The 14,205-nt window shown below is 74.5% G+C and carries 9 protein-coding genes; all 9 read right to left on the bottom strand.

Annotated features, from left to right (window positions below; genetic code table 11):
- Positions 1–19: 19 nt before the first annotated feature.
- The 9 genes from OG286_RS37370 to asnB are packed head-to-tail and all read right to left on the bottom strand — an operon-like array spanning position 20 to position 14,129.
- Positions 20–928 carry a kinase gene (locus tag OG286_RS37370; RefSeq protein WP_331741438.1) on the bottom strand — a complete coding sequence of 303 codons (909 nt, stop codon included), beginning with the start codon at positions 926–928 and terminating at the stop codon, positions 20–22.
- Positions 925–2,436, bottom strand: a complete 1,512-nt coding sequence (locus OG286_RS37365) for a lyase family protein (protein ID WP_331741436.1) — start codon at positions 2,434–2,436, stop codon at positions 925–927. The genes OG286_RS37370 and OG286_RS37365 overlap by 4 nt, the downstream gene beginning before the upstream one ends.
- Positions 2,427–4,016 (bottom strand): condensation domain-containing protein, encoded by a 1,590-nt coding sequence (locus OG286_RS37360; protein ID WP_331741434.1) that lies wholly within the window; start codon positions 4,014–4,016, stop codon positions 2,427–2,429. Before OG286_RS37360 ends, OG286_RS37365 begins: the two co-directional genes overlap by 10 nt.
- On the bottom strand, positions 4,013–4,978 hold the full coding sequence (locus tag OG286_RS37355; protein ID WP_331741431.1) for a TauD/TfdA family dioxygenase: 966 nt from the start codon (positions 4,976–4,978) through the stop codon (positions 4,013–4,015). Before OG286_RS37355 ends, OG286_RS37360 begins: the two co-directional genes overlap by 4 nt.
- A complete protein-coding gene (locus tag OG286_RS37350; RefSeq protein WP_331741428.1) occupies positions 4,975–7,146 on the bottom strand; it encodes a non-ribosomal peptide synthetase in 2,172 nt (723 codons plus the stop codon). The genes OG286_RS37355 and OG286_RS37350 overlap by 4 nt, the downstream gene beginning before the upstream one ends.
- Positions 7,143–9,725: an amino acid adenylation domain-containing protein gene (locus tag OG286_RS37345; RefSeq protein ID WP_331741426.1), complete on the bottom strand. Its 2,583-nt coding sequence runs from the start codon at positions 9,723–9,725 to the stop codon at positions 7,143–7,145. The genes OG286_RS37350 and OG286_RS37345 overlap by 4 nt, the downstream gene beginning before the upstream one ends.
- Entirely contained in the window at positions 9,722–11,458 is a 1,737-nt protein-coding gene (locus OG286_RS37340; protein WP_331741424.1) for a non-ribosomal peptide synthetase, read from the bottom strand. The genes OG286_RS37345 and OG286_RS37340 overlap by 4 nt, the downstream gene beginning before the upstream one ends.
- Entirely contained in the window at positions 11,455–12,240 is a 786-nt protein-coding gene (locus OG286_RS37335; RefSeq protein ID WP_331742627.1) for an aspartate/glutamate racemase family protein, read from the bottom strand. The genes OG286_RS37340 and OG286_RS37335 overlap by 4 nt, the downstream gene beginning before the upstream one ends.
- A complete protein-coding gene (asnB, locus tag OG286_RS37330) occupies positions 12,237–14,129 on the bottom strand; it encodes an asparagine synthase (glutamine-hydrolyzing) (RefSeq protein WP_331741422.1) in 1,893 nt (630 codons plus the stop codon). The genes OG286_RS37335 and asnB overlap by 4 nt, the downstream gene beginning before the upstream one ends.
- Positions 14,130–14,205: the final 76 nt, after the last annotated feature.

Genomic DNA, 14,205 nt, shown 5'->3' with positions numbered 1-14,205 from the left:
GGAGGTGTGGGAATTGCCCCTACCGGGAGGGCCGGGGGAGGGTCCGGAACAGCAGCGTGTCGTCGCCCAGGGCCTCACAGGCCGCGTGCGCCTCGGCCACCTTGCGGGCGCGGTCCGGGTCCGCATCGTCGAACAGCAGGCCCAGCATGGTGCCGCTGTGCGCGCACACGACGCCGAGCGCCCCGGTCCGCCCGGCGATGGCCAGCATCGCGTCCAGGTGCCGCTTGGGTGCGAACCGCTGGTTGAGGACGGCGCTGCGGGTGGTCACCCGGCCCACGGCGGCGAGGTCCCCGGCGCGCACGGCCGCGGTCAGGGTGTCCAGCAGTCCGGTGAACTCGGCGGTGTCGGCCGGCGAGTAGCGCTTGGGACGCTTGTTGAAGGCGACGGTGTCCAGGTGGCCGCCCTCGTCCACGGCCACCACGGTGGCCGGCGCGAGCCCGCCGAGGGCCTCGCGCAGCCGCACTTCGCGGTGCTCGAAGACGACGACGCCCGGGTGCATCACCCCGTCGGTCGGCTCGATCGGGCGCAGCCAGTGCTCCACCGCCGCCGGGCCGGTGTCCAGTCCCAGCGCGCCGCCGACCGCCCGCGCGGTGGCGACCAGGTCGGCCGAGGAGCTGGCCAGTCCCTTGCCGATGAGCAGGTCGCTGTCCAGGATCAGGGTCCCGCCGCCACCGGGCTGGTGCACCGTCAGCATAGCCTCGGCAAGCCGCAGGGACTTCTTCTTGTGGGCGGGGAAGACCCGCAGCGGACCGGCCCCGTCGAAGCGGAACCAGGCCCGGGAGCGGAGCGTGATCGGCAGGGTGACGAGGAAGTCCGTGCCGTCGGGCAGCCGTCCCTGGAGCAGTTCGCCGAAGGTCCCGGAGGCGTCGGCGCGGCCGCTGCGCAGGTCCGCGCCCGGGCGGCGGGTGATGAGGCTGGGGCCGGTCACGGGGTGCCCGCCGGGGTGCGCTCGGCGGTGTCCTCGACGGCCAGCAGGGCGTCGACGCGCGCCACGGCGACGCTCGCCGCCTCGCCGCGCACCAGCCACTGCCCGGACACCTCGTGGTAGCCGCGTTCCTGCGCGGCGAGCATGGCGCGGACGGCGTCGGGGTGCGTCGACCCCGCGGAGTTCTTGACCCGGACGGCCTTGTCGGCGTCGAGGGCGCCGGACAGCAGTTCGGCGGGTTCCGGCACCCGGTGGCCGTGCTCCTCGGCGACCGCCGCGAGCAGCGGGCCGTCGGGGGTGGCCGCGGTCAGGTTCTTGGCGATGGCGGCCCTGACGTAGGCCCCGGCGATCACCTGGGCCGTCCGCCAGGGGACGCCGGCGTCCAGGGTCAGCCGGTTCGCGAGGGTGAAGGCGCCGAGGAAGTCCCCCTCGCAGGCCTCGCGCATGCGGTCGGTCCGGAAGGTGGCGGTGGCGACAGTGGTGTGGGCCAGGCGCAGGGCCGAGCGCAGCGCGGCGAACTGGGCCTGGAGGTGCCGCCCGGCCTCCTTGGAGACCTCGACGCTGTTGGCGTACGGGGTGCCGTGCTGGGCGAAGGCGAGCTGGGTCGCGCAGCCGACGACGTGCGAGCAGCGGCCGCGGATCCTTTCCAGGACCGGGAAGTTGCGCTTCTGCGGCATCGCCGCCGAGATCCCGGCCAGCGCGTCGGGGAAGTCCACGAACCCGAACCCGGCGCCGCTCCACGTCATCAGGTCGGTGGTGAACCGGCTGAGGAGCACGGCGAAGTTCGAGAGCTCGGACGCGACCGCGAGGGCCCAGGACCGGGAGGCCACCGACACGAGGGCGTGCGGCTGCGGCTGCCGGAAGCCCAGCAGCCCGGCCATCCGCTCGCGGTCCCAGGGCAGTTCCTGGCCGGCCATACTGCCCGCGCCGAGGGGCGAGCGGTCGATCTCGTCGTAGGTGGTCAGCAGGCGCCGGGCCGCGCCGAGGGTCTCCTCGGAGAGCGCCGAGAGGTAGAAGGCGGGTGTGATGGTCTGCGCGGCCTGCGCGTGGGTGTAGCCGGGCATCGGGCTGTCGGGCAGTTCGGCGGCGCGCGCCGCCACCGTGCGTCCCAGGGCGAGGAGGTCCCCGGCGAGGGCACGGACGTTCTCCCGGCAGGACAACAGCTGGCCGCAGGCCTGGAAGTCGTTGCGGCTGCGGTCCACGTGCCAGGCGGCGAACGGGGCGGTACCGCCGCGGGCCACGTGGCGTTCCATCGCGAAGAAGATGTCCGACATGTTGTCCCGCGGGTCCGCCCGGATCAGCTCGGGGGTCAGCTCGTCGAGCCGTCCGGCGATCGCGGCCGCCCCGTCCGGGTCGACCAGGCCCATCCTGCGGTACTCCAGCAGCAGCACCTTCTCGATCGACACGTAGTGCGGCAACAGGGCTTCGGCCTCGTAGCCGAACTGCGGGGCCAGCACCTCCTCGTCCCAGACCTCGCTGGGCACGCCGTCGATCCGGCCGGTCACTGCCATGTCACTCCCTCTGGGTCGGTCTGGTTCTCCCGGTGCGGCGCGGCGTGCCGCTCCAGCTCTGCGGCCAGCCGTGCGACGGTCGGGTTCGAGAAGAAGGCGTCGACGGTGGTCTCGACGCGGTGGTCGGACGACAGCCGGGCGAGCAGGCGCAGCGCCTGCAGCGAGTGGCCGCCGACGGCGAAGAAGTCGTCGTCGACGCCCACCCGGTCGACGCCGAGGACTTCGGCCCAGACGCGGGCCACCAGTTCCTCGGCGGCGGTGCGCGGCGGGACGTGGCCGGGCGGTGGGACCGGGACGGCACCCCCCTCGGGCCCCGGGCCCGCCGGGAGCCGGGACAGCGGTGTCGCCGGGTCGGCGAGGGCCGCGGTGAGCACCGCCGCGTAGTCGGAGAGCAGCCCTTCGGCGGTCTCCCGTCCGAACAGAGCGGTGTTGTACTCGAGGCGGGCCGTCGTGCCGGACACCTCCAGCAGCAGGTCGTCCTCGGCCGCGGTGGACGGGGGCCCGAAGCCCTCGGCCGCCGTGACGTTGAACGCCAGCTGGTAGAGCGGGGGCAGGCCGGGGCCGCGCTGCGGTGCGAGCTGCTCGACCACGGTCTGGAGCGGCATCTCCTGGTGGTCGCGGGCCGCCCGCCACACCGCCCGGACGCGTTCGACGAGCCCGGCGTACGAGGGGTCGCCCGAGGTGTCCACCCGGAGGACCACCATGTTCACGAAGGTGCCGACGAGGGGCAGCAGTTCGGGGCGGTCCCGGCCGGAGAGCGGCACCCCGAGGACGATGTCGTCCCGGCCGGAGCGCCGGTGGAGCAGGGCCACGTACCCGGCGAGCAGGACCTCGAACGGCGTGACCCGGTACCGGCCGGCGGCCTCCGCGAGCGCGGACGCCGTGCCGGCCGGGAGTTCGGCCCGGAGCTCCGCGCCGGCGAAGGACCTCCGGGCCGGCCGCGGCAGGTCCAGCGGAAGGCCGTGCGCGGGTGGCAGACCGGCGAGCTGCGCCCGCCAGTAGCCGGCCAGCGCGGCGATCTCGGCGCCGCCGAGCCGCTCGCGCTGCTGCCGCGCGTACTCGCCGTAGGAGAGCGGCAGTCGGGGGACGTGCGGCAGCCGGTCCTGTTCGAACGCCGCGCAGAACTCGGTGATCTCGGCGTGGAGGTTGAAGAGTGACGGGGCGTCGCAGACCGCGTGGTGGGCGACGAACAGCAACCGCCAGCGCCCGGCGCCGAGTTTGACCAGTCCGGCGCGCCACAGCGGTGCGCGGGAGAGGTCGAAGGCGGTGTGCTTCAGCCGGTCGGCGAGGGCCTCGCGGTCCGCGCGCTGCTTCTCCTCGGTCCGGCCGGACAGGTCGACGGACTCCAGATCGAGGTCGACGCGGTCGTGGACGACCGCGGTCAGCGTGCCGTCCACGACCCGGAACCCGGTGCGCAGCGCCTCGTGCCGGTCCACCACGGCGGCCAGTGCCGCCCGGATCTGTCCCTCGGAGACGTCCCCGTGCAGCGGCCACTGGTCCGCGACGTGGTACAGCGCGGTGTCGGCGGCGAACCGGCTGGCCAGCCAGGCGCGTTCCTGCGCGAATGAGGCGGCGGTCATCCGGCCTCACCGCCGGGCAGGACGTGGCCGGCGAGCCGGACCGGGTTGCCGAGGACGACGGCGACCTCCCGGGGGCCCTCGTACGGCTCCCGGCTGTGGGCCATCCGGATGTTGTCGACGACCAGGACGTCGCCGTCCCGCCAGGACTCGCCGAAGGCGGCCGCGTCGTAGACCGCGTTGACGGTCTCGACGGTGTCGGCGTCGACCGGGGTGGTGTCGCCGTGGGCCGTGGTGAACGGCAGACCGGCCGGCCCGTACTGGTCGAGCAGGTACTCGCGGATCGCCGGGTCCATGGTCAGTTCGTTGAGGAAGGCGATCTGGTTGAACCAGCCGGGCACGCCGGTGCGGGGGTGGGCGACGACGGCGGCCCGGCGCTGCGCGGTGCGCAGCCGGCCGTCGTCGAACCACCGGTGCCGGATGCCCTCGGCCGCGCAGTAGGCGTCGACCAGGGACCGGTCCTCGGTGCCGAAGGCGTCGGTCCACGGCAGGCCGACGTCCTGGTACGTGCGCAGCAGCAGCCAGCCGTGCCGACGGAACGGCTCGACCAGTTCCGGGGGGAGGCTGCGCAGCACCTGCTGGGAGTCGGCGAGCATCGTCCGGCCGCCGCGGTCCGGGGCGGTCAGGCACCCGAACACCAGCAGACCGGGGACCTCGGAGGCGTAACTCTGCTCGTGGTGCATGCACATGGGGGCGTCCGCGGGCCAGTGCGAGGCCGAGTAGACCGTCGCGCCGTGGCGCTCGCGGGGCGCGAACCCCTCCCGCTCGACCATCGGCTCGACCCCGAGGGCGGCGGTGACGGCCGCGAGGTCCGCGGCCGAGGCGACGCCCAGGCCGCGCAGGAGGACGGCCCCGGACGTCTCGACCTCGGTGAGGACCTCCCCGCGGTGCTCGGCGGCCCACCGCGGGCCGGGGGCGGCTTCCAGCACGCGCAGGACCGGTGCGGTGCGGGTGGTGGTGGTCATCGGCGCGCCTCCGCCGTCCGGCCGGCCGCCTTGCGGTCGAGGAGTCCGGCCACCTCGGCGACGGTCGGGGTGGCCTTCAGCTCGCCCACCGTCACCGCGCGGTCCAGGGCGATCGCCAGCCGGATCGCGGCCAGCGAGGTGCCGCCGAGCTCGACGAACCGGGAGCCGCGGCCGACCTGGTCGAGCGGGACGTTGAGCAGCTCGGCCCACAGCCGGGCGACCCGGCGCTCGGTGTCGGTCTCCGGGAGCACCACGTCGCCGTCGGCGGCCGGCCGGCCCTGCTCCCGGGCCGCGGCGGTCAGCGCCTTCTTGTCGATCTTGCCGTTCGCGGACAGCGGCAGCCTGGCAAGGCGGTGCAGCCGGCCCGGCACCATGTAGTGCGGCAGGGCGGCGGCCAGGGCCCGGTCCACGACCCCGGGCTCCGGGGCGGCGGCGCCGCTGTAGAAACCGACCAGCTGCGGATCCTCGGCCGAACCCGCGATCACCACGGCGCCGTCGCGGACGCCGGGGACCTGCAGCAGGCGGTTCTCGATCTCGCCGATCTCGATCCGGAATCCGCTCACCTTCACCTGCGAGTCCCGGCGGCCCAGGTACTCGAACTCGCCGGAGGGCAGCCGGCGGCCGAAGTCGCCGGAACGGTAGAGCCGTTCGCCCGGCCGGTACGGGTCCGCCCGGTACGCGGCGTCCGTCCGGGCGGCGTCGTTGACGTACCCCCGGCCGACGCACACCCCTGCGAAGACGATCTCCCCCGGCGCCCCGTCGGGGACCATGCGCAGCTGCTCGTCCACCACGTACACGCGGACGTTGCGGGTCGGCGGGCCGAGCGGGACGGACCGGCCGGCCGGCGGCCGGTGCATCACGCCGTGGTTGGTGTCGTCCGAAACCTCGGTCGTGCCGTAGCAGTTGACCAGCGGAATGCCGGGGAAGGCGGCGAACCAGCGGTGCACCAGTTCGGTCTTGAGCGCCTCGCCCGTCACCGCGAGGCAGCGCAGTGACGGCAGGCCGAGGCTGTCGCCCTGGAGGGTCTCCAGCACCAGGTCCAGGTAGGAGGGCACCAGCTGGGCCACCTGGACGCCCGCCCGGGTGACGGTCTCCACGAACCGGCGGACGTCCGTGATGGTGTCCTGTCCGATGATCTCCGTCCGGCCGCCGACCAGCAGCGCGCAGAGCAGCTGCCACAGCGAGATGTCGAAGCACTGCGGGGCGGTCTGGGCGATGACGTCGCCCTCGCGGACACCCAGGTCCTCGATCTTGGAGTAGAGGTGGTTGAGGAAGCCGGCGTGCTCGCACATCGCACCCTTGGGCTCACCGGTCGATCCCGAGGTGAAGTAGATGTACGCCAACTGGTCTGCGCGGACGGGCAGTTCGAGATCCTCTTCGGTGTCGGGCCCGGTCGGCACCCCGGTCAGCACCGAGACGGTCACGTCGCCACGCCCCCGCACCGCCTCGTCGAGCTGGGCGAGCCCCTGGTCCGCCAGCACCCGGCGGCAGCCGCTGCGCTCCAGCACCACGGAGATCCGCTCGGCCGGGAACGCCGGGTCCAGCGGGAGGTAGCAGCCGCCCGCCTTGAAGATCGCGATCACCGCGGCCATCCACTCCAGCGAGCGCTCGGCCACCACGACCACCACGTCCTCGTCGGCCAGCCCCTGCCGCCGCAGTGACCGGGCGATCCGGTTGGCGCGGCCGTTCAGCTCCGCGTACGTCCAGCTACGCCCGGCCTGCACCGCGGCGACCGCGTCGGGGTGCAGGCGCACCCGCTCCTCGAACAGCTCGTGGAACCGCCGGTCCGGCAGCGGCCGGACCGGCCCGCCCGAGCCCGCGAGCACGGCCGCCAGCTCCTCCCCGCCGACCAGCCCGTGCGCGTCGTGCGCCTCGTCCGGGAAGGCGGTCATCCGCTCCAGGACCGTCCGGACGTAACCCTCGACGCGCTCCGGGCCGACGTGCTCCTGCTCGGCGGCCTCCCGCCCGACCCGCTCGGCCTCGGCCCGCCCCTCCGGGGTGGCCACCCGGGCGACCAGCTCGCGCCAGGTCGCGCCGCCGCCGTCGCCGAGCGCGTCGGAGCCCGTGAGCACCGCCGCCACCTTGAACGACGCGGCCAGCCGCACGGTGTCCGGGCCGACCCCGGTCCCGGCCGCCAGGGCCGCGATCGCCGCTTCAGCGTTCCTCACGATTCGTCACCTTCCGGTTCGTTCCGTCGTGCCGGCAGGGGCCAGGGCAGCCGCGCACGATCACGTTTGTTGGTGGCGGTGCGCGGCAGATCGGCCAGCACCGCGATCAGGTCGGGCACCGCGGGGGCCGGCAGCCGCGCCGCGAGGAGCCGCCGCAGCGCTTCCCCGGTGACGCCGGGGTCGGCCACCACGTAGCCCACCAGGCAGGGGTCACCGGACGCGGTGGTGCGGACGGCCGCGGCGGCCTCCCGCACGCCGGCCTGCTGCTCCAGCACAGCCTCGACCTCGTCCAGTTCGACCCGGTTCCCGCGGATCTTCACCTGGTTGCCGGTCCGGCCGGTGAACGCCAGCGTGCCGTCGGCCCGCACGTAGCCGCGGTCGCCGGTGCGGTACAGCGTCCGGCCGGGCCGCCAGGGATCGGGCAGGTACGCCGAGGCCGTCTCGGCGGGCCGGCGGTGGTAGGAGCCGGCCAGGAACCCGCTGCGAAGGTGGATCTCGCCGGGCACCCCGGCCGGGCACGGCCGGCCGAGGCCGTCGAGGACGAGAACCTCCCGGCCCGGGATCGCCCCGCCGATCGGCACGGTGGACGGGAACGCCCCGCCCGGGGGCAGTTCGTGGTGGGTGGCGAGGATGCACTCGGTGGGCCCGTACAGGTTGTGCAGGCCCGGCCGCACCGGCCGGTTCGCCCAGGCCTCGGCCAGGTCCACCGGGAACACCTCACCGGCGACCAGGACGTGGCGCAGGTCCGGCAGTTCGCCGCCCTGCGCGTCCAGCGCCTCGGTGATCAGCCGGAAGAACGACGGCACGGTCTGGATCTGCCCGATCCGTTCCCGCCGTAGCCAGCGCACCACCGAGACCGGATCGCGCCGGGCCGCGGCGGGCGGCAGGCAGAGCGCGGCGCCCGCGGTGAGCGCCGCGAAGATCTCGGTGTACGCGGCGTCGTAGGTGAGCGGCGCCCACTGGGCGACCCGGCTCTGCGGCCCGATCCCGAACCGCGCCCGCTGCCACTCGGCGAACTGCGCGAACGCGGCCCGCGAGAGCGCGATCCCCTTGGGCGTCCCGGTGCTCCCCGAGGTGTGGACGATGCACAGCGGGTGGTCGGCGACCGGCGGGGCCGGGAAGCAGACGTGCTCCCCCGGCGAGTCGTCCCCCGGGGCGGGCTCCAGCGGAATCACCGGCAGGCCCGCGAGCCGGCCGTCCGGTCCGAGGAGCGCGGGGTGCGCCGCGGCGGCGGCCTCGTCGGCCAGCACGCAGACCGCCCCGGTCCCGGCCAGGATGTCGCGGAGGCGGGCGTCCGGGTCGGCGGGGTTCAGACAGGTGAAGGTCGCGCCGGTGCGCATCGCGCCGAGGACGGCCGCGATCCGGCCGGCGCCGCCACTCGGCAGGAGCGCCACCACCTGCCCGGGGCCCGCGCCGTGGCCGGCCAGGGCACGGGCGATCCGGCAGCTCCACCGGTCGAGCCCGCCGTAGTCGAGCGTGCCCTGCGCGGAGCTCACCGCGACCGCCTCGGGGGCTTCCTGCACCCGCGCCGCGAACTCCTCGTCCAGGAAGGCCAGGTAGTCACGGTACGGCCGTGTGGTGGCGGGGGCGGGTGCCGGGTACGGCGCGGGGCGGCCGGAGAGGTCGAGTTCGGCCAGGGGCCGGTCGGGGGTGTCGAGCCCGAACCGCAACGCCCGGACGAGGTGCCCGGCGAAGCCCTCGGCCGTCACCCGGCCCGGCAGCGTGCCGGTGACGGCGACGGTGAACTCGTCCGGCCCGGTCACGGCCAGGATCAGCCGGCCCTCCGGGTCGGGCGGGGAGTCGACGGTCACCTCGGCCGTGATGCCCGGCAGGTCCAGGGCCGCGGCCGGAAGGCCGTGCCCCGCGAACACGGCGCGGATCGGGAAGGCCGGTCCGTCCGCGCCGGCCTCCGGTGCCGTACGCACCACGGCGCGCAGTCGAGCGGACGTCAGGGCGTCGGAGAGGTCCAGCCGGATCACCTGGTGCGCCGGGCCGTCCAGCACGGTCACCACGGCCTCGTCCGTCCCGGCGTACCTGCCGAGCACAGCGGCGAAGGCGGCGAGCACCCGCTCGGCCGCGTCGCCGCCGGGCTCTGCGGGCAGCTTGCGGGACGCCCGCTCGCCCGGGAGCCAGGCGCCCGGCAGGGGTCCGGTCGCGGGCGGCGGTGCCGGTGCGTCCGGAATCCGCGCGCGGTAGGCGGCGCCGAGGTCCCGGGTCAGCCCCGCGACCGACCACGCGTCGGCCCGCTCCCGGTCCACCGTGAGCAGGAGTTCGTACGCCCCGGCGCCCAGCCCGGCGAGGCATGCCCGCAGCCGGGGGCGGCCGGCGGGCCCGACCGGCCGGGCGGCCTCGTCGGCCGCCAGGTCGGCGAGGACGCGCCGCTGCTGCTCCCCGGCGGACCGCGAGAGGTCGATGACCCTCAGCCGGACGCGGCCCGGCCGCTCCCCCGGCGCTCTGAGCTCCGGATGCGCCGCCACGAGGTCGCCGACGGCGGCCGACAGCGCGGTGACGTCCAACTCCCCCGTCAGGCGGGCGCGGAGCACGGCGTTCGCGGGCGGCGCCGCCACGGGAGCGCTCACGACCCGCTCCGCGCCATGCGGTCCGTCACGGCCGAGGCGAGCCCGGCGACGGTGGGGTCCAGGAGGAACGCGCGCAGCGGGAGGTCCACCTGGTACTCGTAGCGGACCCGGTCCATCAGCCGCGCGATCGCCAGGGAGTCGCCGCCGAGCAGGGTGAAGTCGTCGTCGCGGTTGACCCCTGCCAGGCCGAGGATCTCGCTCCAGATCGCGGCGATCCGCGTCTCCGCCGGCCCCTGCGGCGGTTCCGTGGCCTCCGACGTCCGCTGCAGCGGGACCGGCGGCAGGGAGCGGCGCTCCACCTTGCCGTTGAGCGTCCGGGGGATCGCCGTCATGCGGACGAACACCGAGGGCACCAGGCCGGGTGCGAGCCGCTGCGTGGCGTGCGCGCGCAGCTCGGCGTCCGAGACGTCCGGGGCCACCACGTAGGCGACCAGGGCGGTCGACGCGTCCTCCGTGACCGCCGCTGCGCAGACGTCGTGCACCCCGGGACGGCTGCGCAGGGCGTTCTCGACCTCGCCGAGGTCGATGCGCACGCCGTGGACCTTGACCTGCTGGTCCCGGCGGCCGTACAGCTCCAGCGCCCCGTCGGGCCGGAACCTGCCGAGGTCGCCGGTGCGGTAGGTGGTGGCCGTGCCGCGCCACTCGTCCTCGCCGAGGTAGCCGAGGAGCGGGAACGGGACCTCGATCTCCACCTCGCCGAGCGCGTCCTGCGGATCGCCGGGCCCGGTCAGCACCCGGGCCGCCACGCCCGGCAGCGGCCGGCCGACCGGCACCAGCCGGGCGTGGGCGTCCTCCTCCGTCGTCCGGTGGAAGAGCTTCGTCATGGTCGTCTCGGACGGCCCGTACAGGTTGACCAGATCCTTGCCGCCGCCGAACAGGCCGCGCCACCACGAGACGTCCGAGGGGTGGAGCTGCTCGCCCGCGAGCAGTACGGCGCGAAGGGCCGGGAAGGAGCCGGGGGTCAGGGCGGCGGAGCGCAGCGTGCGGAAGAGGGTCGGCACGCAGTGCAGGACCTCGACCTCGTTCTCGGTGAGCCAGCGCGCGAGGCCCTCGCCGACCGGCGTCTCGGCGGCCGGGTTCACGCAGACGGTGCCGCCCGCGCACAGCGGGGTGAGGGCGTCGCGAAGGAACGCGTCGAAGCCCGGCGAGGTCAGCTGGGAGACCCTGGTGCCCTCGCCGATCCCGAACTCGGCTATCTCCCAGTCGACGAAGTGGTGGACGGCCCGGAGGCTGCCGCGGATGCCCTTCGGGCGCCCGGTCGTCCCCGAGGTGAAGTAGACGTATCCGCGGTCCTCCGGGGCGGCCCGCTGCCAGGCCTCGGCGGACCACTCGCGGGGCTCCAGCGTCTCGGGGCGGACGAACCCGGCGCCGTCGGGCAGTTCGCGCCCTTCGAGCACCTCGCGGCTCGCCGTGTCGGCGACGACCGCGCCCGGACGGAGGGCGGCGAGCACGCCGTCCAGCACGGCGGCGGGCAGCCGGGGGTCGACCGGTGCGAAGGTGCGGCCGGCGGCCATGCAGCCGAGGACGGCCGCGATCACCTCGACCGGGTCGGCGCAGGAGAGCAGGACCGGGTCGGCGGGCCTGCCGATCCGCTCGAACGCGGCCTGGTAGGCGGCGACACGGCCTGCGAGATCCCGGTAACACACTTCTCTGCTACCGGACTTGACGGCACAGCGGGAGCTGTCGCGGGCCAGGCTGTCCGCCCATCGCCTCAGAACCGTCGGCGTTGTCATATCAATCCATCCCTGATTCGCTGTGCGATGACGGTCATCGGGTCGATGCTGGGCAGGTGCCGGGTCAGCCCGCGGGCCTCGATCGCCCGGGTCACCAGGTGCAGTTCGGTGCATCCGGCGACGAACGCGGCGGCCCGGTACTTCGGAAGCAGTCCGCGGACGAAGGCGACCGTCGCGAGCCGGTCGCCGTTGCGCTTGAGGCGGTAGACGTGGCGGTGCAGCTGCTCCTGGTCCTCGTCGTCGGGTAGGACCAGGCGGTGCGCGAACTCGGGCCAGCGCTCGTGGTCGGTGAAGACCCCGGCGAGGACGCTCCCCCGGGTGCACAGCACCAGGTGCCGGCCGGGGCGTTCGCCGAGCTGCTCGAAGACCAGGTCCACCAGGGAGACGCAGCGGGAGCGCAGCCGCCCCGGCAGCAGCCGGATCGCGGGGTGCGCGGTGATGCAGGCCACCACGACGACGTCGGCGCCGGCGGTGAGCAGGCGGTCGACCGAGTACTCCAGCGCCTCCCGGACGAGGTCGACCGTCCCGGACTGGATGGCCGTGGTCCGGTCGGCCACGGCCGGGTCGGACCACAGCAGGATCCGCGCGGCGAGCTGCTCGTGCTCGGGCGGTTCGAGTCCGTACACCGTGTTGAGCAGCTCGGTGGAGGCCAGCGGGCCCATTCCGCCGATCACACCGATCAGCGGCCTGCGGGTACCGGGCTCCCCGGTGCGCGCGGGGGCGTCGGCCGGGATCGGCAGCACGGCGGTCGTCGGGTGCGTGGTGACGCGTTCTCGGATCATCCCAGGCACGGCAGGTCGAACTCCTCCAGGAAGATCGCGAAGGTCGCGATGACGAGCAGGTAGTCCGTGTCCAGGTGCGGGTGCACGGTGCGGGCCCCCGACGTCTGCCGGCGGATCAGCTCGGCGACGACGGCCGGGTCGAAGTAGCCCTGCCGGCGCACGGTCGAGGGCGAGAGGAGGTCGTTGAACCAGTCGTCGCCGGCCAGCAGCAGCTCGGTGCTGGTCTGGCTGCGGAAGCCGAACTTGCGGCGGTCCAGGACTTCGGGCGGGACGAGGCCCTCGGCCGCGCGGCGCAGCACGGCCTTCTCCCGGCCGTGGGCCGTCATCAGGGACGGCGGGATCGTGGTCGCGTGCCGGACGACGTCCCTGGCCAGGAACGGGAAGCGCATCTCGACGGAGCTGGCCATGGCCATCCGGTCGCCGTGGTCGCCGAGCAGGTGGTCGGCGAGCCGCAGGTGGAAGTCGAGGTAGGAGCGCTGGTGCAGCGGGTGGCGTCCGATCAGGCGCTCCGGTTCGACGAGGCGCTGGGCGGTCACCGAGAAACCGTCGAACTCCTCGGCCAGCGGGCCGCTGTAGAGCTGGCGGCGCAGGTCGTGGGCGGGGAGCTGGTCGGTCTCGTAGCGCAGGTCCAGGCCCCACATCCGGTGGGCGGCCTCGCGTTCGAGCTGCTCCTCCAGGAGGTCGCCCGGCCCGCGGTCCGGGCCGCCCGTGTCGAACAGGTAGCCCGGGTAGCCGCCGAACAGCTCGTCGGCGCCCTCGCCGCTGAGCACCGCGACCGTGCCGGTGGCGCGGACCTTGCGGGCCAGCAGCATCGAACAGACGTTGTAGGACTCCTTCACCGGGGTCTCGGCGTGCCGGACCATGCTGCTGAGCAGGCCGGCGGTGTCCGCGGCGTCCACCGGTACCTCGTGGTGCCGGGTGCCGATCTTGCCGGCCACCAGCCGCTGGTAGCGCGCCTCGTCGATGCTGCTGCCGGGGAAGGTCACCGCGTAGCTGGGCCACGGGTGGTCGGGCCGCTCGGCGGCCATGAGTCCGCCGATCAGGCTGGAGTCCAGGCCGCCGCTGAGGTACATCCCGACGGGGACGTCCGCGACCGAACGGGAGCGGACGGCGGCTTCGAGGAGGCCCCTGGTCCTGTCGGCGTACCCGTCGAGCACGCGCGGGTCGCCGAGCGCGGCGGCGTCCCGGTGGCGCGCCTCGTCGTCCCAGAGCGGGTAGTCGAGGTCCCAGTAGCGCTCGGTGCGGTGCCCCGAGCGGTCCGCGACGAGCCGCTCGCCGGGGCGCAGCGACCGGATGCCCTCGAACATCGTCCGGGGGCTCACCAGTCCGGGCAGCGAGAGCACCTGGTCGAGCCCGCGCAGGTCGACCCGGCGTTCCACCAGCGGGTGCCGGAGAATGCTCTTGATCTCCGAGGCGAAGATGATCCGGCCGGCCACCACCGTGTAGAAGAGCGGAAGGACTCCGCAGTGGTCGCGGGCGAGCAGCAGGCGGTCCTCGCGCCGGTCGTAGAGGGCGAAGGCGAACTGCCCGTCGAGGTGTTCGGTGAGTTCGGTGCCGTATTCCTCGTAGAGGTGTACGAGCACTTCCGTGTCCGATCCGGAACGGAATCGGTGGCCTTTTCGCCGGAGTTCGTCACGCAGGCTCCGGTGGTTGAATATCTCACCGTTGCACACCGAGACGACCGAGGAATCCGGGGTGGCGTGGGGCTGCCCGCCGCCGGCCAGGTCGACCAGCGACAGGCGGCGGAATCCGGCGGTGAACGCGCCGGTCTCACAGGTGGTGTGCGCGTCTGGGCCCCGGTGCACCAGCGCGTCGGTCATGGCCGTCAGGACTTCGGGGTCCAGGCCGGCCGGGTCGTCGAGTCCGTAAACCCCAGCTATTCCGCACATCGAGCTCAGGCTCCTATCACCCGGTCGCTCACGCGAATCCTGACGGAATCCGCTGTTCCTTCGATATGTCCGTCGG

This window comes from Kitasatospora sp. NBC_00039, assembly GCF_045160625.1.
Taxonomy (GTDB): Bacteria; Actinomycetota; Actinomycetes; order Streptomycetales; family Streptomycetaceae; genus Kitasatospora.
This window is presented reverse-complemented; position numbering and strand designations above follow the sequence as displayed.